Raw genomic sequence first — 23,273 nt, forward strand, 5'->3', positions numbered from 1 at the left:
CGCTAGGGCGCGGGACGGGCCCGGGGACGGCGCGCGGGCCGGACGTCAGCGTTTCGTCATGGGTCGCGGGCCGTTTCGGGGGTGTTCCCGGCCTACCGTCGGCTCATGAGCGATCCACGGCTCCCCTCCTCGCCCGGCTTCTGGCGCAGTCCGCTGCGCGGCCCCTGGTTCACCTCGGTGCTCGGCCTCGTCCTGCTCGCCGGCATCACCGTGCTGTTCGTGACCGGTCTGCTCTCCTACGCCGCCTACAACCCGGACCTGTCGCCGGTGAACGACCAGACCCCGGGCAAGGGGATCCTCGGTTTCTACCTGTTCGCCTGGCCGACCCACCCGTACTGGCTGTACCGGGTGACCCAGGGCGTCCACGTCACCCTCGGCATCACCCTGATCCCCGTCCTGCTGGCCAAGCTGTGGTCGGTGGTGCCCCGGCTGTTCGCCGTGCCGCCCGCCCGGTCGCTCGCCCACGCACTGGAGCGGCTCTCGCTCCTGCTCCTGGTCGGCGGCGGCCTGTTCGAGTTCACCACCGGGGTGCTCAACGTCCAGCTCGACTACGTCTTCCCCGGCTCGTTCTACCCGCTGCACTTCTACGGCGCCTGGGTGTTCTTCGCCGCTTTCGTCGCCCACGCGGTCCTGAAGCTGCCCGCGGCCCTGCGGAACGTACGCCGTGCACGGGACGCGGGCCGCGAGCGGGACGCGGGTCATGAGCGGGGGGCGGCTCGGGGGCGGGAGACGGGCCGTGCGCGGGGCGCCGGCCAGGAGCCGGAGGTGGGCCGAGCGCGGGGTACGGGCCAGACGCGCGACGACGGGGCGACGGCGCCGGAGGACGGTCCGGTGGCGCCGGAAGAGAGTCTGGTGGCGCCGCGGCCCGACCCGCCCACCGTCTCGCGGCGCGGGGCGCTCTGGCTGGTCGGCGGCGGCTCGCTGCTGCTGTTCGGCACGACCGCGGGCCGCAGCTTCGACGGGCCGCTGCGGCGGACCGCCCTGCTCGCGCCGCACGGCTGGGCCGAGCCGGGCAGCGGTCCGGGCGGCTTCCAGATCAACAAGACCGCCGCCTACGCGGGGATCCGCGCCGCGGACACGAGCGCTCAGGCGTGGCGGCTGACCGTGGCCGGCCGCACCGGCACCGTCCGGCTCTCCCGGGCCGACCTGGAGCGGCTCCCGCTGCACAGCTCGGCGCTGCCCATCGCCTGCGTGGAGGGATGGTCCACCTCGGACCAGTGGTGGCGCGGGGTGCGGTTGCGCGACCTGGCCGCCCTCGTCGGACACGACGATCCGCCCGACGTACTCGTGGAGTCGCTCCAGCGGCACGGCGCCTTCCGCCACGCCGCCCTGCGCGCCAACCAGGTCGCCGACCCGCGATCCCTGCTCGCCCTGTACGTCAACGGCGAGGACCTGACCCCCGACCACGGCTACCCGGCCCGTGTCATCGTGCCCGCGGCGCCCGGTGTGCTCAACACCAAGTGGGTGGCCCGGATGACCTTCGGAGACCTGTGATGCCACGCCGCCCGGTGGTGGGCAGCCCACTGCAACTGCTGCTCCTGGCCTGCTCGTTCGCGCTCGCCGCGTACGCGGGGGTACGGCTCCTCGCCGGCGACTGGTTCGCGGTGGCGGTGTGGTTCGTGGGCGCCGCGCTGCTGCACGACCTGGTGCTGCTGCCGCTGTACACGGCGGCCGACCGCGCCCTCGTCCGTGCGGCGGGCGCGGTGGGCCGCCGGGAGCGGGTGCTGTACGTCCGGGTCCCGGCGGCCCTGTCCGGGCTGCTGCTCCTGGTGTGGTTCCCGCTGATCAGCGGTCAGGTGGCCGGGCGCTACCAGTCGGCCGCCGGGCTGCCGGTGGAGGGGTTCCTCGCTCGCTGGCTGCTGATCACGGCCGTGCTCTTCGGCGGCTCGGCGCTGCTGTTCGTCCTGCGGCTGCGCAGGGCGACGAAGCACCGTCCGCCGGCCGTCCACTGATCGACGGGCCGCCAGCCGGCCCGGTCCGCGTGGCGGAGCATGGCCGCGGCGCCGAGCCGCGCCCAGGGGAACGGGGCGCCCGTGACGCTGCGGGCGCCGGCGACGCCCACGACCTGCACGTGGACGCGTTCGTCGACGTCCATCGGCGAGGTCTCGGCGATCAGCAGTCCGCCCGCGCGCACCAGGCGGGCCAGACGGCGCAGCAGGGCGCCCGGATCACCGCCGATGCCGACGTTGCCGTCCATGAGCAGCGCGGTGCCCCAGCGCCCCGCCCCGGGAACCGCCTCGAAGACCGAACGACGCAACACGAACCCGTCCCCGGTCTCCGTTCCCCGGGGGTACGGCTGGGAGACGCCCTCTCCCGGGGGGTACGGCTGGGACGCCTCGTCTCCCGTGGCGTACGGCTGGGCCGCGCCGTCAGCCTCCGTGTCCGGGGCGGGCGGCGCTGACGCGTTCCCGGCTTCCGTCGCCGGGGCGTGCCCTGCGGACCCGTCCTTGGCCTTCGTCCCCGGCGCGTGCCGCGCGGACCGGCCTCCGGCCCGTGGCGCGTGGGACGCGGGCCGTTCGCCGGTTGCCCTCCCCGAGGTGTGCGGGGCGGCACCGTCCCCGGTCTTCAGGGGATGCGGCTCCGCCCGGTCGCCGGCCCGTGTCCCCGGGGCGGGCGGCGCGGACCGGCCCTCGGCCGCAGCCGGTCGGCCGTGCGGCGCCGATCCGCCGCCGGTTTCCGCCGCCGGGGCGTGCGGCGTCGATCCGCCCCGGCTTTCCGCCGCTGGGGCGTGCGGCGTCGATCCGCCCCCGGTTTCCGCCGCCGGGGCGTGCGGCGCGGACTCGCCCCCGGCTCCTGGCCCCGGAGCGCGCAACGCGTACCCCTCCCCGGTGTCTCCCCCCGGCTCGCCCGCCGCCGATCGGCTGCCGCCCTCTGCCTTCCGCGCGAGGGCTGCCGGTGCGTCCCGGCGTTCCATGCCCGGCCCGCGCAGCGGACGGCCCACCCGCCGTCGCGTGTGGGCGACCGCCGCCTCGCTGACGTCGATGCCCAGCACGTGGCGTCCCGCGGCCGCGAGGGCCGCGACCAGACGGCCCGGTCCGCAGCCCACGTCGAGCACGGTGCCCTCGCAGCGGGCCAGGACCGCCAGGTCCGCCGGGTCCGGGTCGGCGCACCACCGCTCCACCTCCAGCGGCAGCAGCCAGCCGTCGGTCCGGCGCAGGAAGAGCGGGCCGTGGCCGGTGCGCAGGGCGACGGAGTAGGGCTCGTCCGCGGCCCACGCGGGCGCCGCCGGACGCGCGCGCCGCCCGGAGGCGTCCGACGGCGCGAGGTCGTGTGCGGTGCTCATCGGCCACCGACCGCCGTGAGCCGGGCGAGCCGCGCGGCGAACCGGCCGTGCGGGGCGCGGGCGGCGACGGCCCGTGCGTCGGCGGCCGTGTCGACGTCGCGCAGGCGCGGCAGGTCACGCACGCGCAGCCCCGCGGCGACGAGCCGCTCCCGCTGCACGGCGCCCGTGCTCGCCGTCGACATGGGCACGCCACGCAGCAGCGCGGGGTCGGGAACGGACATCCCCAGCGCCCAGAAACCGCCGTCCTCGGCCGGCCCCAGGCAGGCGTCGCAGTCGGCGAAGTCCACGGTCAGCAGCGCCGGCGTCACCTGCGGCGTGTCCATCCCGATGAGCAGCGCCGGACCGGCGCAGCCCGCGAAGGCAGCCGCGAGTCGTTCGTCCAGGCCGCCCCCGCACTGCGGTACGACGTCGAAGCCGGGCGGAAGCCAGGGGCCGGGCGTGCCGTCGAGCACCAGGACCCGCCGGCCGGCGGGCGCGGCGGCGACGGCGTGCAGCGTGTCGGCGAGGGCCGCCTCGGCGAGTTCCGCCGCCTCCCGCGGGGTGAACGGAGGCGTCAGCCGGGTCTTCACCCTCCCCGGCCGGGGTTCCTTGGCGATGACGAGGAGGGTGGTCACCGGGGCACCCCCGCGGCGCCGGACGGGGCCGGTTCGGCCAGTACGCGGCTCATGTCCCGCACCGCCTGCCAGGTCCCGCGCCAGGTGCCGGTGACCTTGGAGGCGCCGGTGCGGGGCAGGTACGGCACGTCGTGCTCGGCGACCCGCCACCCGGCGTCGGCGGCGCGGACCACCATCTGCAACGGGTAGCCGCTGCGGCGGTCGGTCAGGCCGAGGGCGAGCAGCGCCTCACGGCGTGCGGCGCGCAGCGGGCCGAGGTCGTGCAGGCGCAGTCCCGTGCGGCGGCGCAGCATCCGCGTCAGTGCGAGGTTTCCGGCGCGGGCGTGCGCGGGCCACGCGCCCCGGCCCTGCGGGCGGCGCCGCCCGAGCACCAGGTCGGCCTTCCCGGCACGCACCTCGTGGACGAAGGGGACCAGCAGCGCCGGATCGAGGGAGGCGTCGCAGTCGCAGAAGCACACGACGTCCGCGGTGGCCGCGGTCAGCCCGGCGTGGCAGGCGGCGCCGAACCCGCGGCGCGGCTCGGGCACGACGGTCGCGCCGAGGGCGCGCGCCAACTCGGCCGAGCCGTCGGAGGATCCGTTGTCCACGACGAGGGCGCGCCAGCCGCGGGGGATGCGGGCCAGGACCCAGGGAAGGGCCTCGGCCTCGTCCAGACAGGGGAGCACCACGTCGACGTCCGGGGACGGGGGAGAGGTCGTCACGGTGTTCACCCTACGAACGCGAACCGGGCATATCGGGCCCTCGCTCCTTACGAAACGCGGACGTCGCGGGACGGAGAGCCCCTTCGGCGGCACGGGCGCGGCGCGCGGTGCGAGGCTGGACGCATGCAGCAGCCGTACGAGCCCCCCGGGGCCGACGCCGTGAGGACCGACCCCACTCCGGCCGACGCCGTGCGGGACGCCCACACGCAGACCGAGGTCGCGCAGGCCGCCCCCGTGCACGCCGCCCCCCTGATGCCCCGGACCGCGGCCGGGGCCGCCCGGGTCCTGGTCGTGGAGGACGATCCCACCGTCGCCGAGGTCGTGTCCGGCTACCTGGACCGCGCCGGCCACGTCGTGGACCGCGCCGGGGACGGGCCGACGGCGCTCGCCCGGGCCGCCGCGCGCCGGCCCGACCTGGTGGTGCTCGACCTGATGCTGCCGGGCATGGACGGCCTGGAGGTCTGCCGCCGGATGCGCGCCCGCGGGCCGGTCGCCGTCATCATGCTCACCGCCCGCGGCGACGAGGACGACCGCATCCTCGGCCTGGAGGTCGGCGCCGACGACTACGTCACCAAGCCGTTCAGCCCGCGCGAACTCGTCCTGCGCGTGGAGTCGGTGCTGCGCCGGACACGCCCCGCGACCGCGGCCCACCCGCCGGGCACGGCCCACCCGCCGGGTATGGCGGCCCCGCTGGACGCGGCCGGTCTCACCGTCGACCCGGCCGCCCGCCGCGCCACCAAGAACGGCACCGAACTCGCGCTCACCCTGCGCGAGTTCGACCTGCTCGCCTTCTTCCTCCGGCACCCGGGACGCGCGTTCAGCCGCGAGGACCTGATGCGGGAGGTCTGGGGCTGGGACTTCGGTGACCTGTCGACCGTCACCGTGCACGTGCGGCGGCTGCGCGGCAAGGTCGAGGACGACCCCGCCCGGCCCCGCCTGATCCAGACCGTCTGGGGCGTCGGGTACCGCTTCGACCCCGCCCGCTCCGAGGGGAGCCGGCCGTGCGCGACGCCCTCCTGATCGCCCTGTACGCCTTTCTCGGCGCCGCCGCGACCGGCCTGGCCGGGGCGGGTGTGCTGCGGCTGATCCGGCGCCGCTCGCTCACCGCGTCCCTGGCCGTGGTGGCCGCCGTGGCCGTGCTCGCGATGCTCGCCGGAACCCTGGCCGTGGCGGAGGCGATGTTCCTGTCCGCGCACGACCTGTCGGTCGTCACGACGGTCGTGGCGATGGCGGCCGTGGTGTCCCTGGCCACCGCGCTGCTGCTGGGCCGCTGGGTCGTCGCCCGCAGCCGCGAACTCGCCCGCGCCGCCCGCTCGTTCGGGGACGGCGGCGACTTCGCCGCCCCCGAGGGCCCGGCCACCGCCGAACTGGAGTCGCTGAGCCGGGAGCTGGCCGCCACCAGCGCCAGGCTCGCCGCCTCCCGGGAACGCGAGCGCGCCCTGGAGTCCTCCCGCCGCGAACTGGTCGCCTGGATCTCCCACGACCTGCGCACCCCGCTCGCCGGACTGCGCGCGATGTCCGAGGCGCTGGAGGACGGCGTGGCCGCCGACCCGGCCCGGTACCTGAGGCAGATCCGCACCGAGGTCGAGCGGCTGAACGACATGGTCGGCGATCTGTTCGAGCTCTCCCGCATCCACGCCGGTGCCCTCGCCCTCACCCGCTCCCGGATCTCCCTGTACGACCTCGTCGGCGACGCCCTCGCCGGCGCGGACCCCCTGGCCCGGGAGCTCGGCGTGCGTCTCGTCGGCGACCGCGTCGAGTCGCTACCGGTCGAGGTGGACGGCAAGGAGATGAGCCGGGTGCTCGGCAATCTGCTGGTCAACGCGATCCGCCGCACTCCCGCCGACGGGACGGTCGCCGTCACCGCCGAACGCGCGGCCGAAGGCGTCGTCCTGTCCGTCAGCGACGGCTGCGGCGGCATCCCCGAGGAGGACCTCCCCCGGGTCTTCGACACCGGCTGGCGCGGCACGCACGCCCGCACGCCCCCGGCGGGCGCGGGCCTGGGCCTCGCCATCGTGCGCGGCATCGTGGAGGCCCACCACGGGCGTGCCGCCGTACGCAACATCCCCGGCGGCTGCCGCTTCGAGGTGACGCTGCCCGCGGCCGAGGGCTGACCGCCCAGGCTGCCCGCCGGGCCGGCCGCCGGGGCAGGGGGCCCGAGGAGCCGCCGGGTCAGCGCCCGCTCGGCTCCGTCGCCTTCGCCGCCGCCTCTGGCTCGCGCAGCCCCGCCCGGGCGAACTCGCGTATCCCGTCCGCGAAACCGACCCGTGGCCGCCAGCCCAGCTCGGCCCGCAGCCGTCCGGAGTCGGCGGTGATGTGGCGTACGTCCCCCAGCCGGTACTCGCCGGTGACGACGGGCTCAGGACCGCCGTACGCGGCGGCCAGCGCCCGGGCCATCTCGCCCACCGTGCGCGGCTCGCCGCTGCCGGTGTTGTACGCCGTCAGCACGCCCCCGCGCGCGTCGGCCTCCAGGGCCACCACATCGGCCGCGGCCACGTCCCGCACATGCACGAAGTCGCGCCGCTGCCGGCCGTCCTCGAAGACGCGCGGGGCCTCGCCGCGGGCGAGCGCGGAACGGAAGAAGGAGGCCACCCCGGCGTACGGGGTGTCGCGGGGCATCCGCGGCCCGTACACGTTGTGGTAGCGCAGCGACACCGCCGACCCTCCCGTCGAGCGGGCCCACGCGGCCGCCAGGTGCTCCTGGGCGAGCTTGGTGGCGGCGTACACGTTGCGGGGGTCGGCAGGGGCGTCCTCGCCGACCAGTCCGGGCTCCAGCGGGCGGCCGCACTCCGGGCACCGCGGCTCGAACCGGCCAGCCTCCAGGTCGTGGACGGCCCGGGGCCCGGGACGGACCACCGCGTGCGCCGGGCACTCGTAGCGTCCCTCCCCGTAGACGACCATCGAGCCGGCCAGGACGAGGTGCCGCACGTCGGCGTCCGCCATCGCCGAGAGCAGGACGGCGGTGCCGAGGTCGTTGCGGGAGACGTACTCCGCCGCGTCGGCGACCCCGTCGCCCAGACCGACCATCGCCGCCTGGTGGCACACCGCGTCCACGCCGCGCAGCGCGCGGGCCACCGCCTCCCGGTCCCGCACGTCCGCCCCCGCGTCCGCGCGCACGTCGAACACCAGGGGCTCGTGCCCGCGCTCCGCCAGCACCTCGACGACATGGGACCCGATGAATCCGGCACCGCCGGTGACCAGTACACGCATACGGCCACGCTAGGCCCGCGGCACCGCCGCAACGTCCGTACGCGCCCGGCCCGTCACACCTCCGTAAGACGACGGGACGACGACGGGACGACGACGGCGGGACGGCGACGTGACGACGACAGCGGCACGGCGGGACGGCGGGGCGGCGCCCGGGCGTCTCAGGGAATCGTGATGCCGCGATCCGGCCGGCCCGGCCGCGGGGGGAGGCCGGGGAGGCGGACGGACCGGGGCGCCGCCGACTCCTCGCGGCGCGGCAGGCCCGCGACGGCGGCGGCGACGTCCCGGGCCGTGAGCAGGCCGACCAGGTGCCCGTGCGCGTCGGTGACCGGCAGGGCGTCGGTGCCGCCCTCCCACATCGCGGCCGCGGCCCGGCGCACCGGCTCCTCGCCGTGGACGGTCACCGTCCGGCGGCCGCGGGTCAGCTCGCCCACGGTCCGGCGGGACAGCGCCGACGCCGGAGCCGCGCAGGCCACGGCCAGTTCGGCGCGGTCCAGCAGCCCGGCGCAGCACCCGTCGGCGCGGACCACCGGGAGATGCCGCTGCCCGGACCGCTCCAGGACCTCCCAGGCCAGCAGCACGGACTCGGCCTCGCCCACCGAGTACGGCGCGGGCTGCATCAGCTCTCCCACGGACAGCCGGCCGACGAGGACTTGGTGCGGCGGTTCGCCCATGACTGCCTCCTGGGACGGGAGTTCGGGGACGACGGGGGAGCGTGGGCGGGGCCGTGATCGGATGATCAGACGGGGATGTCGTCCGGGGCGAGGACGACGATCGAGAAGAGATCCCCGAGCGCCGCCAGGCTCGCGTCGTGCACCGTCCGGGCCGGTATCACCGTCCCGTCGGGCCCGGTCAGGTCACGGGTGGCGGTCGCGTCCGCCACGACGGTGGACCGGTAGCCGAGCCGGAAGGCGTCACGGGCCGTCGAGCTCACCGCCAGGTGGGTCATGAACCCGACCATGATCAGGTCGCGGCAGGAGCCCCGGCGGAGCAGGTCGTCCAGACCGGTTCCGGAGAAGGCGCTCGCCAGGCTCTTGACGACGACGTCCTCGCCCTCGATGGGCGCGACCTCCTTGCTGATCCGGCCGGTCTCCGTCCGCACGTCGTACAGGCTCCCCGGGCCCCCGTCCTGGAGGAGGTGCACGACGGGCACGGCCGTCTCCCGGGCCCAGCTGAGCAGGCGTGCCGCGTGGGAGAGTGCCGGTTCCGCACCGGGCAGCTCCAGCGTCCCGGTGCGGTAGGTGTTCTGGCACTCGATCATGAGCAGTGTCGAGTCGCGCAGCGGAGCCGGGGCGTCACCGAGGCCCATCAGCTTTCGCAGCGTCGCGTGGTGCATGTCCGCCTCCCCGGATGGGGTGGGTGTCCGGGACCTCCCGGCCACGGCCGGTCAGGGGGCCGTGATCGCGGCGATCACGAGCGGGCCGGGGCGGGCGCACCGCCGCCGTGGTGCCCTGGCACGGGCCCCGGGAGGCGGTCCGCCCGTCCGGCGTCGGCCGGGCGCGCTCAGTCCTCGCCGCGCCCGATCGGAACCTTGTGCTCGACCGCCTCCGTCTCCTTCGGCAGGGGAAAGGCGACGGTGAGGATGCCGTCCTTGTAGGCGGCGCGGATGTCGTCCTCCGAGGTTCCCTTGGGCAGGGCCAGCGAGCGCGCGAAGGACCCGTAACGGAACTCCGAGCGCTGCTTTTCCTCGATCTTCTCACTGTGTTCCGCGCGAATGGTCAGGACGCCCTCCGACACGGAGACCTCGATGTCCTGCTCGGGATCCATCCCCGGCAGTTCGGCACGCACCAGGTGCTCGCCGCTCTGCTCGAACTCCTCGATACGGATGGCATGGGGTCCGGTCCCGACACGCCCGGTCAGCCAGGTGGGGATCCACGATTCGTCGATCCAGTCGAAGATGTCCGGCAGGGGACGGTGACGACGAGTGGGCAAAGCAGGCATGGCCGCATCCTTCCGTTTTGTCTGTCTCCCGCTCCTTCCACGCTCGACGCGGGCTCGCGCCCGCCATAGGGCCGTACGTCCCTGAACCGACGCTGGTGGACCCCAAGGAACCGACGCCGGGCGCGGTCGTGCCGGGCGCGGCCGACGGAGCCGACCGGCACGGGCCCGGGGACGTTCGGCCCAGTGCGGGCCGCCGGGCTCCGGCGGATGGTCGAAGAGAGCCGTACGAAGGGGGCCGCCATGCCCTTCGAGACGATCCGCAAGGACACCCCGCCCCGGGTGCCGCCCAACCTGGACGACTACGACAAGGAGTGCGCGACCTTCTCCTGGTCCGCCGCGCGCGACAGGCTCCAGGGACTGCCCGGCGACCGGGGGCTGAACATCGCCCACGAGGCCGTGGACCGGCACGCCGCCTCGAGCCGCGCCACCGACGTCGCGCTGAGCTGCGTGGGCCGCGACGACTCCGTCACCACCGTCACGTACGCCGAACTGGCCCGCTCCACGGCCCGGTTCGCAAACGTGCTGCGCACGCTCGGCGTCGGCCGCGGCGACCGGGTCGTGACGCTGCTCGGCCGGTGCCCGGAGCTGTACACCGTGGTCCTCGGCACGCTGAAGAACACCAGCGTGCTCTGCCCGCTGTTCTCCGCCTTCGGCCCCGACCCCGTGGCGCAGCGGATGCGGCTGAGCGACGCCCAGGTGCTGGTCACCACGGCGGAGCTGTACCGCAGGAAGGTCGCCGGGAGGCGCGACGGGCTCCCCGGGCTGCGCCATGTGCTGATCGTCGGCGCGGGCTCGGACGACCTGCCGGACACGCTCCCCTACGACGCGCTCATGGCCGACGCGGACGAGGAGTTCACCATCCCGCCGACGTCCCCCGACGACATGGCCCTGCTGCACTTCACCAGCGGCACCACGGGCACCCCCAAGGGCGCCGTCCACGTCCACGAGGCGGCCGTGGCCCACTACGCGACCGCGCGGTACGCGCTCGACCTCCACGAGGGCGACGTGTTCTGGTGCACGGCCGACCCGGGCTGGGTCACCGGCATGTCGTACGGGATCGTCGCGCCCCTGATGCACGGCGTCACGGTCGTGGTGGACGAGGGCGACTACGACGCCCGGCGCTGGTACCGGATCCTCGCCGACCGGCGGGTGAGCGTCTGGTACACCGCGCCGACCGCGCTGCGCATGCTGATGCGGACCACACCGCGCACCGGGCCCTACGACCTGCCCGCCTCCTACGACCTGAGCGCGCTGCGCTTCATCGCGTCGGTGGGCGAGCCGCTCAACCCGGAGGCCGTGCTGTGGGGGCGGGACGTCCTGGGACTGCCCGTGCACGACAACTGGTGGCAGACCGAGACCGGCTCCATCATGATCGCCAACTTCGCGGCCTGCGACATCCGACCCGGCTCCATGGGCCGCCCGCTGCCCGGGGTGGAGGCGGCGGTGCTGCGGCGCGGCGAGGACGGCCGCGCCGAGACCGGCGGCGGACGTGTCACCGTGGTGACGGAACCCGGCGTGGAGGGCGAGCTGGCGCTGCGGCCGGGCTGGCCGTCCATGTTCCGCGGCTATCTGCACGACGAGCGGCGCACCGCGGCGGCGTTCGCGGGCGGCTGGTACCTCACCGGCGACCTCGTGCGCCGCGACGCGGACGGCTGGTACTGGTTCGTCGGCCGCGCCGACGACGTCATCAAGTCCGCCGGCCACCTCATCGGCCCGTTCGAGGTGGAGAGCGCCCTGATGGAGCATCCAGGGGTCGCCGAGGCCGGAGTGATCGGGCGCCCCGATCCCGTCGCCGGGAACATCGTCAAGGCCTTCGTCACCCTGCGGCCCGGCCACGAGGCGACCCCCGAGACCCGGCAGGAGCTGCTGGCCTTCGCCCGGCGCCGGCTCGGCCCGGCCGTCGCGCCCCGCGAGATCGCCTTCGACCAGCACCTGCCGCACACCCGCAGCGGCAAGGTCATGCGCCGCCTGCTGCGGGCACGCGAACTCGGCCTGCCGGAAGGCGACATCTCCACCCTGGAGAGGACGGAGGAGTCCGCATGAGCACCACCCGAGCCCCGCGCGGGCCCCGGTCCGCGTCCCGGCCGACCGAGCGGGCGGCCCACCGGCTGGCGCTGCTGGAGTCGATGCTCCGGGTCCGCCGGTTCGAGGAACGCTGCGTGGAGCTCTACAGCGCCGCCCGCATCCGGGGGTTCATGCACCTCTACATCGGCGAGGAGGCCGTCGCCGTCGGCGTGAACGAGGCGCTCACCGACGAGGACGCGGTCGTGTCGACGTACCGCGAGCACGGGCACGCGCTCGCCCGCGGTGTCCCCGCCGACGCGATCATGGCGGAGATGTTCGGGAAGGTGACCGGCTGCAGCCGGGGCCGCGGCGGCTCCATGCACCTCTTCGACGCCGGCCGCCGCTTCTACGGCGGCAACGCCATCGTCGCCGGCGGGCTGCCGCCGGCCGCCGGGCTCGCCCTCGCCGACCGCATGACCGGTCGCACCCGGGTCACCTGCTGCTTCTTCGGCGACGGCGCCTTCGCCGAGGGCGAGTTCCACGAGACCGCCAACCTCGCCGCGCTGTGGCGGCTGCCGGTCCTCTTCGTCTGCGAGAACAACCTGTACGCGATGGGCACCGCGCTGGCCCGCCACCAGGCCCAGACCGACCTGGCGATGCGGGCCGCCGCCTACGGCATGGTCTCCTGGGCCGTCGACGGCATGGACGTCCTCGCCGTCGAGGAGGCGGCCCGGCGGGCGGCCGAGGGCATCCGCGCCGGCACCGGACCGCACTTCCTGGAGATGCGCACCTACCGCTTCCGCGCCCACTCGATGTACGACTCCGACCGCTACCGCGACAAGGCCGAGATCGAGCGCTGGAAGGAACGCGACCCGGTGGACGCCCTCGTACGGCGGATGCGGGAGGACGAGGAGCTGACCGACAGGGCGCTCGCGGACCTGGAGCACCGGGTGTCGGCCGGGATCCAGGACGCCGTCGAGGCCGCGGAACAGGCGCCCGAGGAGCCGGTCGAGGACCTGCTGAAGTACGTCACCAGCCCCGTGGAGGCGAGCCGTCCATGACCACGACCCGGACCCCCGGCACCACCACCCCGGGCAAGCACGCGGGCACGGCCCCGGGCACGACCTCCGGCACGGCATCGGGCGCCGGTCCCGCCGAGCGTCCCCCCGCGCGTCCCGCCGAGCGGAAGACCACCTACCGGGAGGCGATGCGCGAGGCCCTGCGCGAGGCGCTGCGCACCGACGAGCGCGTGTTCCTGATGGGGGAGGACGTGGGCCGGTACGGCGGCTGCTTCGGCGTCAGCCTCGGCCTGCTGGAGGAGTTCGGGCCCGAGCGGATCCGCGACGCCCCGCTGTCGGAGTCCGCGTTCGTCGGTGCGGGCATCGGCGCGGCCCTGGCCGGGATGCGGCCCGTGGTCGAGATCATGACGGTCAACTTCAGCCTGCTGGCCCTGGACCAGATCCTGAACAACGCGGCGACCCTGCTGCACATGTCGGGCGGACAGCTGCCGGTGCCCGTCGTCATCCGGATGACCACGGGGGCCGGACGGCAGCTCGCCGCCCAGCACTCGCACAGCCTGGAGGGCTGGTACGCGCACATCCCCGGCCTGCGGGTGCTGGCCCCGGCGACCATCGCCGACGCCCGCCACATGCTGGCCCCCGCGCTCGCCGACCCCGACCCGGTGATCATCTTCGAGCACGGCGTGCTGTACAACACCTCCGACGATCTGCCGGCCGACGCCGGCCCGGTCGACCTGGACCACGCCGCGATCCGGCGGCCCGGGACGGACGTCACCCTGATCACCTACGGCGGTTCGCTGCCCAAGGCGCTGGCCGCCGCCGACGAACTGGCGAGCGGCGGCGTCAGCGCGGAGGTCGTCGACCTGCGCACGCTGCGGCCCCTGGACGACGCCACCATCGGCGGCTCGGTGGCGCGCACCCACCGGGCCGTGATCGTCGACGAGGGCTGGCGCACCGGGAGCCTCGCCGCCGAGATCTCCGCGCGCCTGACCGAGCAGCACTTCTACGACCTCGACGCGCCCGTCGAGCGGGTGTGCAGCGCCGAGGTGCCCATGCCGTACGCGCACCGCCTGGAGCAGGCGGCGCTGCCGCAGCCCGCCGGAATCGTCGCGGCCGCGCTCCGGGTGCTCGGCCCGGCGGCGGCCGGTGCCGACGGGGCGGGGTGGCCGGGCACCGGGAGGGTCGACTGACATGGCCGAGTTCGCCATGCCCTCGCTCGGCGCCGACATGGAGGAGGGGGTGCTGCAGGAATGGCTCGTCGGTCCGGGGGACCGGGTGACCAAGGGCGACGTGGTGGCGGTCGTGGAGACCGACAAGGCGGCCATCGAGGTCGAGTGCTTCGCCTCGGGCACCGTGGGTCGGCTCCTCGTCGAGCCCGGCACCCGCGTACCGGTGGGCACCCCGCTCGCCCTGATCGTGCCCGAGGTCCCGACGGCGGCCCCGTCCGAACCGGCTGCCGTCCGGCCCGAACCGGCCGTGGCGGAGGCCGAACCCGCCACGGCGGCGCCCCACCGCAAGCGGCCGCGGCGGGCCGCATCCGCGCCCGCCGCGGGCAAGAAGCCCAAGCGGCCCGCCGCGGCCGAGCCCGCCCGTGAGCCCGCTCCGGCGCCGCTCGGGAAGCCGGCCCCTGCCGCGGCCGCGTACCAGCCGGCCGCTGAACCCACAGCCGGGCCGGCCGCCCGCCGGCCGGCCGCCGCCCGGCCGGCCGCGCGCCGCCCCGCCGCGCCACCGCCGACCGCCCACAAGCCATCCCGCGAGGCTCCAGGCCCGCTGGAGTCTGCCCCGCCGCCACCGGAGGCCGCGCCGCTTCTTTCGGAGGCGGAGGCGGAGGCCGCGCCGCTCCGTCCGGAAGCGATCCCGGTCCCGCTGGGGGGCACCCCTTCCGCGCCGGAGGCCGAGCCGCTCGAGCCGGAGCCGGTTCCGTCCCCGGCGGAGGCAGCGCCCCTCCCGCCGGAGGCCGCCCCCCTCCCGTCGGAGGCCGTCCCACCCCTCCGGGAACCGGAGCCGGAAGAGACCGTCGTGGGGCCCGGGCCGCTGGTACGGCATCTGGCCGAGGACCGCGGCGTCGATCTCACGTCCGTGCACGGGACCGGGCGGGGCGGGCGGATCACGCGGGCCGACGTCGAGCACGCCGTGCCGGGGGGCCTGACGCGGGTGCGGGCCACACCGTACGCCCGGCGGCTCGCGCGCGACCTCGGCGTGGATCTGGCGGGGCTGCACGGCACGGGCGACGCCGGGGCCGTACGCGCGGCGGACGTGCACCAGGCCGTGGCCGCCCGGCGCGGACCGGCGCCGGGCCGGGCCGCGCGGGCGGCCACGGAGCGCCGGCCCGCGCGGGAGCCGCTCGCCGCGCCCCCGGAGGAACGCGCGGACAAGCGCGCCGAGACGATGCGCCGGGCCATCGGCGACCTGATGAGCCGCTCCAAGCGGGAGATCCCCCACTACTACCTGTCCACCACCGTCGACATGGCCGCGGCCGAGGAGTGGCTGCGCCGCCGCAACCGCGGCCGTCCCCCGTCCGACCGGCTCGTCTCCGCGGCCCTGCTGCTGAAGGCGGCGGCGCTCGCGGCACACGACGTCCCCCGCCTGAACGGCTTCTGGCGGGACGGCGGCTTCGTCCCCGGCGCCGGAGTCCACCTGGGCGTCGCGGTGTCGCTCCGGGACGGGGGCCTGCTCGCGCCGGTGATCCACGACGCCGACACCCTGCCGCCCGCCGACCTGATGACCACCCTCAGGGACCTCGTCCAGCGGGCCCGGCTCGGGCGCCTGCGCGGCAGCGAGATGTCCGGCGCCACGCTCACCGTCACCAGCCTCGGCGACCAGGGCGTGGAGGCCGTGTTCGGCGTCATCCACCCGCCGCAGGTGGCCCTGGTCGGCTTCGGCACGGTCGTCGAACGCCCCTGGGCCACGGGCGGTCTGCTCGGCGTACGTCCCGTGGTGACCGCGACCCTGTCCGCCGACCACCGGGCCACCGACGGTGCCGCCGGCGCCCGCTACCTCACGGCGGTCGACCGACTGCTGCAGCGACCGGAGGAGTTGTGAACCGTATGAAGTCACTGGACAGCGCGGAAGCACTGACCCTGGTGCAGGAGTCGATCACCCGGATCGTCCCGGACGCCGACTTCACCCGGGTCGGACCGCACGACAAGCTGCGCGACGTGCTGGAGCTCGATTCGCTGGACTTCCTCAGCCTGGTGGAGCTCCTGTCGCAGCGGACGGGACTGCCCATCGACGAGGACGACTACCCCCAACTCACCACCCTCGCCGACGCGGTGCGGTTCCTCGTCGACCGCACGCGCTGACCGTCCTGTCCCTGCGCCGGCCGGATCCGAGCAGGTTCCGAGCGGGGGTCCGGGCCGGGGCGGCGGGCGACAGGTTGCCGCAGTGGCCTTCCAGTGGTGTTGTCTAGTGATGAGGGGCCGTTCGAGAGTGCCGACGGCCTGTGACACGGCGACCACGAAGAAGGTGGCTGCGGTGAACGACCGACCGGGCACGGACGGTGAGGGCTCTGTGCCGCACCTGAGGATGGACGCGCTGCTCAGCGAGTTGCAGGAGCACGTGCGGCGGGTGCGCGGCAGCCGGGACCGGATGCAGACGCTGCTGGACGCGGTCATGGCCGTGGGCGGGGACCTGGACCTGGAGGACCTGCTGCACCGCCTCGTGCAGTCCGCGGTCGAACTGGTCGACGCCGAGTACGGGGCGCTGGGGGTGGTCGGGGAGGAAGGCCGGATCAAGCAGTTCGTCACCGTCGGCATGGACGAGCGGACCATCCGGCGGATCGGGCACTATCCGGAAGGCCTCGGCATCCTGGGCCTGCTGATCCGCGAGCCGCACTCGCTGCGCCTGGACGATCTCCGGGCCCACCCGGAGGCGGTGGGCTTTCCCGCCGGGCATCCGCCCATGCGCAGCTTCCTCGGCACTCCGGTGCAGGTACGGGACCAGATCTTCGGCAACCTCTACCTGACCGACAAGCGGGGCGGACAGCAGTTCGACGAGGACGACGAGACGGTCCTGCGCAGCCTCGCCGCCGCGGCCGGCGTGGCCATCGACAACGCCCGGCTGTACGCCGAGAGCTGCCACCGCGAACGGCGGCTGGAGGCAGGCGCCGACCTGACCCGGGCCCTGCTGTCCGGGGAGCCCCCGACGGAGATCCTGCGCTCGCTGGCCGACACCGTGCGGGAGATGACCGACGCGGATCTGGTGACCCTGGCCCTGCCCGTGGACGACGGCGACAACCTGGTCGTGGAGGCGGCCGCAGGGATGGCCGGCGACCGGGTCCGCGGCTTGGCGCTGCCCGCCACCACCCTCGCCGGGAAGGTGTTCGCGACGGGGGAGTGCATCAGCAGCGAGTCGATCAGCAGCGATCCCCGTTCCTCGGGCGGCAGCGCCTCCGTCGTCTCCCTGGGGCCCGCGTTCTTCGTTCCGGTCGGCGGCCGGGAGCGGACCCGCGGTGTGCTCCAGGTGGCCAACGGCCCCGGTGCCCCGCCGTTCACCGACGCGGTGCTGGACATGGTGCGCGCCTTCGCCGACCAGACCGCCCTGGCACTGGAGGTCGCCGAGCACCGCCGGGACGCCGAACAGCTGACCCTGCTCGGCGACCGCGACCGTATCGCCCGCGACCTGCACGACCTGGTCATCCAGCGCCTGTTCGCCGACGGGCTGACCCTGCAGGCCGTGCTCGGCCGCGTCGGTGACCAGCCCCAGGTCGCGGACCGGATCCAGCGTGTCGTGGACGACCTCGACGACACGATCAAGGTCATCCGCACCACCATCTTCGGCCTCCAGCACCGCGATCGCCCCGGCCGGGGCTCCGGGCTGCGCGCCCGGCTGCTCACCCTCACCGACGAGGCCACCACGATCCTGGGCTTCGGCCCTTCGCTGCGCATGACGGGCCTGCTGGACACCGACGTGCCCGCCGGGCACGCCGAGCACCTGCTGGCCGTGCTGCGCGAGGCGCTCTCCAACGCCGCCCGCCACGCCCACGCCTCCGCGGTGGAGGTCACCGCGGAGGCGACGGGCGGGACGCTCCGGCTGACCGTGGCCGACAACGGGCGGGGCATCGACCCGGCCGGCACCCGCCGCAGCGGCCTGGCCAACCTGCGCAGCCGTGCGGAGGAGCTCGGCGGGGGGATGGAGATCGGCCCGCGCGAGCCCTCCGGCACGGTCCTGCGCTGGACCGTGCCCCTGTCCGCCGGGACGTCGTGATCCGGGCCGTCATGACCCGGGACAAACGGACCCGGGACCAACGGGCCCTGGGCCTCGGGCCCGCTGGGCCCAGGCCCGCGGGGCCGCGCCGAGGGACCATCGGAGCAGGACTCCGGGGAGCCGGGGACGAGGCGCACCTCGACGCCTGCGTGCCCCGCTCGATCGCCCGAAAGGACGGCTGATGGCGATGACCTGGGCATCGTGGACCACCACGGGGGTTTTCGCGGGACGCGGAGGCGTCCGTACGGAGGAGGCCGGCATCCTGACCGGTGATCTGACCGTGCACACCACCTGGGACGGCAGGGAGGCCGACGTGACGGTCCAGTACAGCGGCACCTCCCAGTGGTTCACCCTTACCGGCAGCCCGGTCTCCTGCCCCACCGAACAGGAGAGCCGCACCTTGCACCAAGAGATAGTGGAGGCCGTACGGGCGGGCGGCGGGGCCACGGTCCCCAGTACCACTGAGACGTACCGCTGAGAACCACCCCCTGGACGACCGGGAGGACGGGAACGGTGACTCCACCCGCGGGCACCGGCGACCGGGCCGGACGGGCGGCCTCGTGCGGCGCCCGCCTGCCGTCGCACCGGCCGGCGCCCGGCGGCTCCGCGCCGCCCGAGCGCGGCCGGCGCGGGAAGCGCGGCCAGGACACGACGGCCGAGTGGCTGCGGGTGTCCAGGACCGAGTGGCGGCGCGTCGAGACGATCCGGGTGCGCAGACTCCTCGTCTGAGGCCGGACGCATCCCGAGCGCCACTGCCGCACGGCCTCCACAACCCGCCCCGCGCGCAAGTGGGTTGACGAGGTATCAGGACCGTGCGGTCCAGGCACGATCGACGTCCCGCCCGTCACCGTCCGGAAGGCCCGCGCCGCCGCCCGCCGCCGATTCGCCACGGCCCGTTCCGGGGCGCACGATGGAGACAGGGGGCTCGGCTGCGGGCGGGGCACCGGCCCGCACGGTCGGCGAGGAGGCCAGCCATGACCGTTGCCGGTTCCACAAAAGCGTCCCGGACGGCGACCGCGCCCCAGCCCGGCGGGACGGAATCCGAGAGCCATCCCTGGCGGATCCGTCTCGTCGACCACCCCAAGCGCTACGAGTCGCCGTACTTCCGGGCGGCCAAGGCCGCGGCGAAGAAGATCCTCGCCGAGGCGGACGACGCCGACCTGCCCTACGGGCCCCGCCCCGTCGGCGCCGAACGGTGGGAGATGCACCACGGCGGAAGTCTGTGGGTCAAGGGGCGTGGTGGATGGCGGATGTTCCGGGCCCGGGTCGGCATCGAGTGGAGCATGCAGTTCTGCGCCGAGCCCGGGAAGGTGGACCGCCTGCGCCGGGACGCGGCCGAACTCGTCGAGGCCTTCCCGCTCACCCTGCCCGCCCTGACGGCGCTGGGCTACGAGGAGGCCGAGGAGTTGCTGCGCACCCCGGTCACGGACGCCGACGGCGTGGAGCGGTGGACCGACTCGCTCTTCAACGCCTGCGTCCCCATGAGCCACGGCAACCACCAGGGAATCCTGCCGAAGGTGCCCGGTGAGCACCACTACCCGTGGCCCATCAAGGGCGCGGACTTCTTCCGGTACGAGGACTTCCACCTGTGGGTGGACCTGCCGGACGGAACCCACGGCGCCGTCGCCCCCGTGGACCGGCGGGGCTCCGGCGACGGACACGTACGCCTGCTGCACGTCGCGGAGGGCAGCACGGCCGCGGACACGCTGGCCGAGGCACAGGAGACCGGGAAGATGGCGGTCCTCCCGCCCAACAGCCCAGTGGCGCTCCAGGCGTTCAGCCAGCAGATAGAATCCGGCCGGCGCACCGCCTCCGGCCCGCTCGCCGGACGCGCCGCGCGGCCGGACGGCGCGAGGGGGCACGGCCGCCGGAACCCGGCCCGGTGAGGGGGCGACCATGCCGCGCAGGATCGTCATCTGCCTGGACGGAACAGGCAACCAGGTGGGCGCCGACCATCCCACCAACGTGGTCAGGCTGATGGAGATGCTGGAGGCGGACGACCCCGCACGGCAACTCGTCTACTACGACCCCGGGGTCGGGACCATGTCGTCGGCCACCGCCCGCGGACCCCTCGGACGCCGGCTCTCCCGGCTGTCGGGTCTCGCCCTCGGCACCGGGCTGAAGGCCAACCTCGCCGAGGCGTACACGTACCTGATGCGGAACTGGCAGCCGGGGGACGCGGTCCACGTCTTCGGATTCAGCCGCGGCGCCTACACCGCGCGCGCCCTCGTCGGCATGCTGAACAAGCCCGGGCTCATGCGGCCGGGTTCGGAGAACCTCGTGCCGTACGCCGTGGCCAAGTACGCCTTCAACCACGACATCGACACGAGCGAGCGGGAAGTCGCCCGGTTCTCCCACGCCTTCTGCCGGCGCACCGAGAACGAGCCGCTGTGGGCCACGGTGAAGCAGAACAACCCGCGCCAGGTCTCGCACCACGCCCTGCCGGTCGCCTACCTCGGCATCTGGGACACCGTCAAGGCGGCGGGCATCCTGCGCCTGGGGAATCTGCGCTGGCCCTACACCCACCAACTGCCCAACGCCGCCCGCATCCGGCACGCCGTCTCCCTCGACGAGACCCGCCGCCCCTACCGCGAGTTCCTGGTGACGCCCCGGCCCGGCCACCTGAAGGAGACGGCGCAGGAGGTCTGGTTCTGCGGCGTGCACTCCGATGTCGGCGGCACCTTCGCGCACGCCGAGAACGCTCCGCTGCTCTCCTCGATCCCCCTGAAGTGGATCGTCGACGGTGTGCTGCGGGAGCTGGACTTCCGCCCGGACGCCTACGCCGAGACCTGCGCGGTGACCGAGGAGTTCGCCTACGCCCCCGTCCACGCCAACGACCGGCTGTGGATGCTGGCGGGCCGCCGCTCCCGTCCCGTCCCCGAGGACGCGACGCTGCATGCGAGCGTGCGGCTGAGGCGGGAGCGCGATCCCGGATACCGTCCGGACCTGCCGGGGCCGGGGGAGCCCGGCCGCTGGACCGATCCCGACTGGACGAAACCGGGCCAGTAGACACGGGACCCGACCGGGCCGGTGGACGCGACCGGCCCGGTGGGCTGCGTCAGTTCCACAGCAGTGTCAGTTCCACAGCCGTGTCAGTCCCACAGGGGGTAGCTCACCACCCGGTCGTACCCGTCCGGGCGGCCGTCCGGGAAGACGAGGGTCATCCGGGTGTAGTGCTGCCGCTGCGGATGCTTCTTCCACGGCTGGGGGTGGTCGAGGCGCACGAGCACGCGGTACGAGTGGAAGCGGCCGGCCGCGCAGTACGGCTTGCAGTCGTTGACGGCGTTGAGGCCCCGGGCCGTCGCTGCCCTGGACCCCCACTGCGACCAGCGCAGCGAGTACAGGCGGCTGTTGCCGTCGCCGCAGGCGAGGACGAACGCGTTCGGACGCGTCTTCGGATGCCAGAGACAGTCGACGAGCACGGGCCGCGTCGGCCGGCGCACTTCCTGTGCGCCCCCGGGCGGGGCCTTCGGGGCGGCCGAGGCCGTTCCCAGGCCGGCCGCGAGAGCGGTGGCGGCACAGAGGGTGATCGCCGTCCTGACTGTGTGTCTGCGCATGAAAGCTCCCGGTCGCCGACGGCTCGCTCAGTAACGACGCTACGACCGTTGCGGCCGACCTTCCACTCGTACGGAGCCTTCCACTCGTACGAGGGCGGGCCGTGCCGTCTCAGCCGGGGCGGGGCTCGCTGAGGGCGTCCCGCCCGTGCAGTGGCGCGTGCGGATCGAGCGGAGGGTCCTCCTCGTCGGTGTCCGGCTGGCAGGTGCAGCACAGTTCGTGGTGACCGTCGCGGGTGATGACGGTTCCCCAGCCCAGGCAGCGCTGGCAGTCGCGGGCCAGGCTCAGTTCGGGGTGAGGAGGCGGGGTGGGGCTGTGGTGGGCTCCGTACGCCATGCGGGAGCGGCTCCTTGAAGTCGCGGTGGGGATACACACCATTTTGTCGGTTTTTTCGCATATGTCCAGAGGGTTGTCCTTCTTTGTGAAGGCGCACTCTCCGCAGCGCTTCCGAAATCGGCTAGGAACGCACTCCGTCGACCGCGATCCGCAGGTGGCGCGGGCCCCGTAGCACCGCGTTCCGGCGGTAGGGCGGGGGGTCCTCCACCAGGCGGGCGCCGTCCAGCCGGCGGGCCAGCTCGGCCAGGGCGATCTGTGCCTCCAGACGGGCCAGGGGAGCGCCGAAGCAGCTGTGGATACCGCTGCCGAAGCCGAGGTGCTGGATGTCCGGGCGGTCCGGGTCGAACCGGTCGGGGTCCTGGAAGCGCTCGGGGTCCCGGTTGCCCGCCCCGAGGACGAGCCAGATCCGCGAGCCCTTCGGGATGGTGACCCCGCGCAGTTCGACGTCCGCGACGCAGGTGCGCTGCGGTACGAGCTGCACCGGCGGCTCGTAGCGCAGCAGCTCCTCCACCACCCGGACGGACAGCCCGGGATCCTCGCGCAGCCGGTCCAGGACCTCCGGGTGGCGCAGCAGGGTGAGCATCCCGTTGGTGATGAGGTTGACCGTCGTCTCGTGGCCGGCGATCAGCAGCAGCACGGAGGTGCTGAGCACCTCCATCATCGACAGCGTGCCGTCCGCGCCGTGACCGGTCGCGAGGTCGGACAGCATGTCGTCCTGCGGCTCCCTGGTGCGCTGCTCCACCAGCCCCGCCAGGTACATGCCCAGCTGCATCCGCGCCTCCTGCGCGGTGTGCCGGAAATCGATGTCGGCGTTCCTGCGGGTGTCCGGGTCGAGGCTCGCCACCAGCGGGTCGACCCAGGCCCGGAAGCGCGGCTCGTCCTCGCGCGGCACCCCGAGCAGCCGGCAGATCACGGTCACCGGGAACGGGTAGGCGAACCGGTCGACGAGGTCGATCTGCCGGTCCTCGCCGAAGCCGTCGATCAACTCCGCGACAATCCGGGCGAGCTCCCCGCGCATGGCGTCGATCCGTCGCGGGCAGTGCGGCGGCCCGAAGGAGCTGTTGGCGATCCGCCGCAGCCGGTCGTGCTCGGGCGGGTCGAGCCGGATGAAGCTCGGCGGCAGTCCCGTCGCCTCCGGCCCCGACAGCTCGTCGTCCCCGGCGGCGATCAGATTGGTCGCGTCGGAGCTGATCCGCGGATCGTGGAGCAGGCCCAGGATGTCGTAGTACGAGCTGACGACGTACGGGCCGCCCTCCTCCTCGTGCAGCACCGGCGTCCTGCGGAGCTCCGCGTACAGCGGGTAGGGGTCGGCGCGGTTCGCGAAGTCGGTGATCCGGCCCAGGAGCGAGGCTTGCGTCATCGGGGGTCCTTGGGGCGTGAAGGCCCGTGGCGGTGGGCGGGCGGAAGT

At 74.8% G+C, this 23,273-nt stretch carries 23 protein-coding genes and 1 pseudogene; 14 read left to right on the plus strand and 10 right to left on the minus strand.

Going from position 1 to position 23,273, the window contains the following annotated elements:
* Window positions 1-105: 105 nt before the first annotated feature.
* Window positions 106-1,494: a molybdopterin-dependent oxidoreductase gene (locus ACIQ9G_RS29005; protein ID WP_403615257.1), complete on the plus strand. Its 1,389-nt coding sequence runs from the start codon at window positions 106-108 to the stop codon at window positions 1,492-1,494.
* Entirely contained in the window at window positions 1,494-1,952 is a 459-nt protein-coding gene (locus ACIQ9G_RS29010) for a hypothetical protein (protein WP_403615260.1), read from the plus strand. The genes ACIQ9G_RS29005 and ACIQ9G_RS29010 overlap by 1 nt, the downstream gene beginning before the upstream one ends.
* A gap of 971 nt (window positions 1,953-2,923) precedes the next feature.
* Here ACIQ9G_RS29010 and ACIQ9G_RS29015 read toward each other — a convergent pair.
* The 3 genes and pseudogenes from ACIQ9G_RS29015 to ACIQ9G_RS29025 all read right to left on the minus strand — a co-directional run.
* Window positions 2,924-3,283: pseudogene (locus ACIQ9G_RS29015) on the minus strand (class I SAM-dependent methyltransferase); the annotation flags it as partial.
* Window positions 3,280-3,897, minus strand: a complete 618-nt coding sequence (locus tag ACIQ9G_RS29020) for a DUF2064 domain-containing protein (protein ID WP_403615263.1) — start codon at window positions 3,895-3,897, stop codon at window positions 3,280-3,282. The gene ACIQ9G_RS29020 and the pseudogene ACIQ9G_RS29015, both read right to left, overlap by 4 nt.
* On the minus strand, window positions 3,894-4,607 hold the full coding sequence (locus ACIQ9G_RS29025) for a glycosyltransferase family 2 protein (RefSeq protein ID WP_403615267.1): 714 nt from the start codon (window positions 4,605-4,607) through the stop codon (window positions 3,894-3,896). Before ACIQ9G_RS29025 ends, ACIQ9G_RS29020 begins: the two co-directional genes overlap by 4 nt.
* A 114-nt stretch (window positions 4,608-4,721) precedes the next feature.
* On the opposite strand from ACIQ9G_RS29025, the gene ACIQ9G_RS29030 reads away from it, so the two are divergent.
* Entirely contained in the window at window positions 4,722-5,618 is an 897-nt protein-coding gene (locus ACIQ9G_RS29030) for a response regulator transcription factor (protein ID WP_403615270.1), read from the plus strand.
* The gene (locus ACIQ9G_RS29035; protein WP_403615273.1) at window positions 5,600-6,712 is read left to right on the plus strand and encodes a sensor histidine kinase; all 1,113 of its coding nucleotides are present in this window, start codon (window positions 5,600-5,602) and stop codon (window positions 6,710-6,712) included. The genes ACIQ9G_RS29030 and ACIQ9G_RS29035 overlap by 19 nt, the downstream gene beginning before the upstream one ends.
* Before the next feature lie 58 nt (window positions 6,713-6,770).
* Here ACIQ9G_RS29035 and ACIQ9G_RS29040 read toward each other — a convergent pair whose 3' ends face one another.
* From ACIQ9G_RS29040 to ACIQ9G_RS29055, 4 genes are all read right to left on the minus strand, one after another.
* Window positions 6,771-7,808 carry an NAD-dependent epimerase/dehydratase family protein gene (locus ACIQ9G_RS29040; protein WP_403615276.1) on the minus strand — a complete coding sequence of 346 codons (1,038 nt, stop codon included), beginning with the start codon at window positions 7,806-7,808 and terminating at the stop codon, window positions 6,771-6,773.
* Window positions 7,809-7,966: 158 nt separating this feature from the next.
* Entirely contained in the window at window positions 7,967-8,479 is a 513-nt protein-coding gene (locus ACIQ9G_RS29045; RefSeq protein WP_403615279.1) for an HPP family protein, read from the minus strand.
* Between the two features lie 65 nt (window positions 8,480-8,544).
* On the minus strand, window positions 8,545-9,141 hold the full coding sequence (locus tag ACIQ9G_RS29050; protein WP_403615282.1) for an isochorismatase family protein: 597 nt from the start codon (window positions 9,139-9,141) through the stop codon (window positions 8,545-8,547).
* A gap of 167 nt (window positions 9,142-9,308) precedes the next feature.
* Window positions 9,309-9,746 carry an Hsp20/alpha crystallin family protein gene (locus ACIQ9G_RS29055; RefSeq protein ID WP_403615285.1) on the minus strand — a complete coding sequence of 146 codons (438 nt, stop codon included), beginning with the start codon at window positions 9,744-9,746 and terminating at the stop codon, window positions 9,309-9,311.
* A 240-nt stretch (window positions 9,747-9,986) separates the two neighbouring features.
* On the opposite strand from ACIQ9G_RS29055, the gene acsA reads away from it, so the two are divergent.
* The 10 genes from acsA to ACIQ9G_RS29105 all read left to right on the plus strand — a co-directional run bounded on the left by acsA (window position 9,987) and on the right by ACIQ9G_RS29105 (window position 20,983).
* On the plus strand, window positions 9,987-11,789 hold the full coding sequence (acsA, locus tag ACIQ9G_RS29060; RefSeq protein WP_403615288.1) for an acetate--CoA ligase: 1,803 nt from the start codon (window positions 9,987-9,989) through the stop codon (window positions 11,787-11,789).
* Complete coding sequence (gene pdhA, locus ACIQ9G_RS29065; protein WP_403615290.1) at window positions 11,786-12,811, plus strand: pyruvate dehydrogenase (acetyl-transferring) E1 component subunit alpha; 1,026 nt, start codon at window positions 11,786-11,788, stop codon at window positions 12,809-12,811. Before acsA ends, pdhA begins: the two co-directional genes overlap by 4 nt.
* Window positions 12,808-13,959, plus strand: a complete 1,152-nt coding sequence (locus ACIQ9G_RS29070) for an alpha-ketoacid dehydrogenase subunit beta (RefSeq protein ID WP_403615293.1) — start codon at window positions 12,808-12,810, stop codon at window positions 13,957-13,959. The genes pdhA and ACIQ9G_RS29070 overlap by 4 nt, the downstream gene beginning before the upstream one ends.
* Window position 13,960: 1 nt before the next feature.
* On the plus strand, window positions 13,961-15,811 hold the full coding sequence (locus ACIQ9G_RS29075) for a 2-oxo acid dehydrogenase subunit E2 (RefSeq protein ID WP_403615296.1): 1,851 nt from the start codon (window positions 13,961-13,963) through the stop codon (window positions 15,809-15,811).
* Between the two features lie 5 nt (window positions 15,812-15,816).
* Window positions 15,817-16,071, plus strand: a complete 255-nt coding sequence (locus tag ACIQ9G_RS29080; RefSeq protein ID WP_403615299.1) for an acyl carrier protein — start codon at window positions 15,817-15,819, stop codon at window positions 16,069-16,071.
* A gap of 223 nt (window positions 16,072-16,294) precedes the next feature.
* The gene (locus tag ACIQ9G_RS29085) at window positions 16,295-17,974 is read left to right on the plus strand and encodes a GAF domain-containing protein (protein ID WP_403615867.1); all 1,680 of its coding nucleotides are present in this window, start codon (window positions 16,295-16,297) and stop codon (window positions 17,972-17,974) included.
* Window positions 17,975-18,161: 187 nt separating this feature from the next.
* A complete protein-coding gene (locus ACIQ9G_RS29090; RefSeq protein WP_403615302.1) occupies window positions 18,162-18,452 on the plus strand; it encodes a hypothetical protein in 291 nt (96 codons plus the stop codon).
* A 35-nt stretch (window positions 18,453-18,487) separates the two neighbouring features.
* Window positions 18,488-18,703 carry a hypothetical protein gene (locus ACIQ9G_RS29095; protein ID WP_403615303.1) on the plus strand — a complete coding sequence of 72 codons (216 nt, stop codon included), beginning with the start codon at window positions 18,488-18,490 and terminating at the stop codon, window positions 18,701-18,703.
* 245 nt (window positions 18,704-18,948) lie between these two features.
* Window positions 18,949-19,860 (plus strand): DUF6424 family protein, encoded by a 912-nt coding sequence (locus ACIQ9G_RS29100; RefSeq protein WP_403615306.1) that lies wholly within the window; start codon window positions 18,949-18,951, stop codon window positions 19,858-19,860.
* Between the two features lie 10 nt (window positions 19,861-19,870).
* Window positions 19,871-20,983 carry a DUF2235 domain-containing protein gene (locus ACIQ9G_RS29105; RefSeq protein ID WP_403615308.1) on the plus strand — a complete coding sequence of 371 codons (1,113 nt, stop codon included), beginning with the start codon at window positions 19,871-19,873 and terminating at the stop codon, window positions 20,981-20,983.
* A gap of 83 nt (window positions 20,984-21,066) precedes the next feature.
* On the opposite strand, the gene ACIQ9G_RS29110 is transcribed toward ACIQ9G_RS29105, so the two are convergent.
* The 3 genes from ACIQ9G_RS29110 to ACIQ9G_RS29120 all read right to left on the minus strand — a co-directional run bounded on the left by ACIQ9G_RS29110 (window position 21,067) and on the right by ACIQ9G_RS29120 (window position 23,225).
* Window positions 21,067-21,531: a hypothetical protein gene (locus tag ACIQ9G_RS29110; RefSeq protein ID WP_403615310.1), complete on the minus strand. Its 465-nt coding sequence runs from the start codon at window positions 21,529-21,531 to the stop codon at window positions 21,067-21,069.
* Window positions 21,532-21,640: 109 nt separating this feature from the next.
* Complete coding sequence (locus ACIQ9G_RS29115) at window positions 21,641-21,865, minus strand: hypothetical protein (RefSeq protein WP_403615313.1); 225 nt, start codon at window positions 21,863-21,865, stop codon at window positions 21,641-21,643.
* A 121-nt stretch (window positions 21,866-21,986) separates the two neighbouring features.
* Complete coding sequence (locus tag ACIQ9G_RS29120) at window positions 21,987-23,225, minus strand: cytochrome P450 (RefSeq protein ID WP_403615316.1); 1,239 nt, start codon at window positions 23,223-23,225, stop codon at window positions 21,987-21,989.
* Window positions 23,226-23,273: the final 48 nt, after the last annotated feature.

The sequence above is a fragment of the Streptomyces sp. NPDC096152 genome (assembly GCF_044763235.1).
Lineage (GTDB): Bacteria > Actinomycetota > Actinomycetes > Streptomycetales > Streptomycetaceae > Streptomyces.

What these genes read in the sequence shown, in the direction of transcription:
- ACIQ9G_RS29005 (WP_403615257.1), top strand. Translation starts at nt 106, where the DNA reads ATGAGCGATCCACGGCTCCCCTCCTCGCCCGGCTTCTGGCGCAGTCCG.
- ACIQ9G_RS29010 (WP_403615260.1), top strand. Translation starts at nt 1,494, where the DNA reads ATGCCACGCCGCCCGGTGGTGGGCAGCCCACTGCAACTGCTGCTCCTG.
- ACIQ9G_RS29030 (WP_403615270.1), top strand. Translation starts at nt 4,722, where the DNA reads ATGCAGCAGCCGTACGAGCCCCCCGGGGCCGACGCCGTGAGGACCGAC.
- ACIQ9G_RS29040 (WP_403615276.1), bottom strand. Translation starts at nt 7,808, where the DNA reads ATGCGTGTACTGGTCACCGGCGGTGCCGGATTCATCGGGTCCCATGTC.
- ACIQ9G_RS29045 (WP_403615279.1), bottom strand. Translation starts at nt 8,479, where the DNA reads ATGGGCGAACCGCCGCACCAAGTCCTCGTCGGCCGGCTGTCCGTGGGA.
- ACIQ9G_RS29050 (WP_403615282.1), bottom strand. Translation starts at nt 9,141, where the DNA reads ATGCACCACGCGACGCTGCGAAAGCTGATGGGCCTCGGTGACGCCCCG.
- ACIQ9G_RS29055 (WP_403615285.1), bottom strand. Translation starts at nt 9,746, where the DNA reads ATGCCTGCTTTGCCCACTCGTCGTCACCGTCCCCTGCCGGACATCTTC.
- acsA (WP_403615288.1), top strand. Translation starts at nt 9,987, where the DNA reads ATGCCCTTCGAGACGATCCGCAAGGACACCCCGCCCCGGGTGCCGCCC.
- pdhA (WP_403615290.1), top strand. Translation starts at nt 11,786, where the DNA reads ATGAGCACCACCCGAGCCCCGCGCGGGCCCCGGTCCGCGTCCCGGCCG.
- ACIQ9G_RS29070 (WP_403615293.1), top strand. Translation starts at nt 12,808, where the DNA reads ATGACCACGACCCGGACCCCCGGCACCACCACCCCGGGCAAGCACGCG.
- ACIQ9G_RS29075 (WP_403615296.1), top strand. Translation starts at nt 13,961, where the DNA reads ATGGCCGAGTTCGCCATGCCCTCGCTCGGCGCCGACATGGAGGAGGGG.
- ACIQ9G_RS29080 (WP_403615299.1), top strand. Translation starts at nt 15,817, where the DNA reads ATGAAGTCACTGGACAGCGCGGAAGCACTGACCCTGGTGCAGGAGTCG.
- ACIQ9G_RS29085 (WP_403615867.1), top strand. Translation starts at nt 16,295, where the DNA reads ATGGACGCGCTGCTCAGCGAGTTGCAGGAGCACGTGCGGCGGGTGCGC.
- ACIQ9G_RS29090 (WP_403615302.1), top strand. Translation starts at nt 18,162, where the DNA reads ATGACCTGGGCATCGTGGACCACCACGGGGGTTTTCGCGGGACGCGGA.
- ACIQ9G_RS29100 (WP_403615306.1), top strand. Translation starts at nt 18,949, where the DNA reads ATGACCGTTGCCGGTTCCACAAAAGCGTCCCGGACGGCGACCGCGCCC.
- ACIQ9G_RS29105 (WP_403615308.1), top strand. Translation starts at nt 19,871, where the DNA reads ATGCCGCGCAGGATCGTCATCTGCCTGGACGGAACAGGCAACCAGGTG.
- ACIQ9G_RS29110 (WP_403615310.1), bottom strand. Translation starts at nt 21,531, where the DNA reads ATGCGCAGACACACAGTCAGGACGGCGATCACCCTCTGTGCCGCCACC.
- ACIQ9G_RS29115 (WP_403615313.1), bottom strand. Translation starts at nt 21,865, where the DNA reads ATGGCGTACGGAGCCCACCACAGCCCCACCCCGCCTCCTCACCCCGAA.
- ACIQ9G_RS29120 (WP_403615316.1), bottom strand. Translation starts at nt 23,225, where the DNA reads ATGACGCAAGCCTCGCTCCTGGGCCGGATCACCGACTTCGCGAACCGC.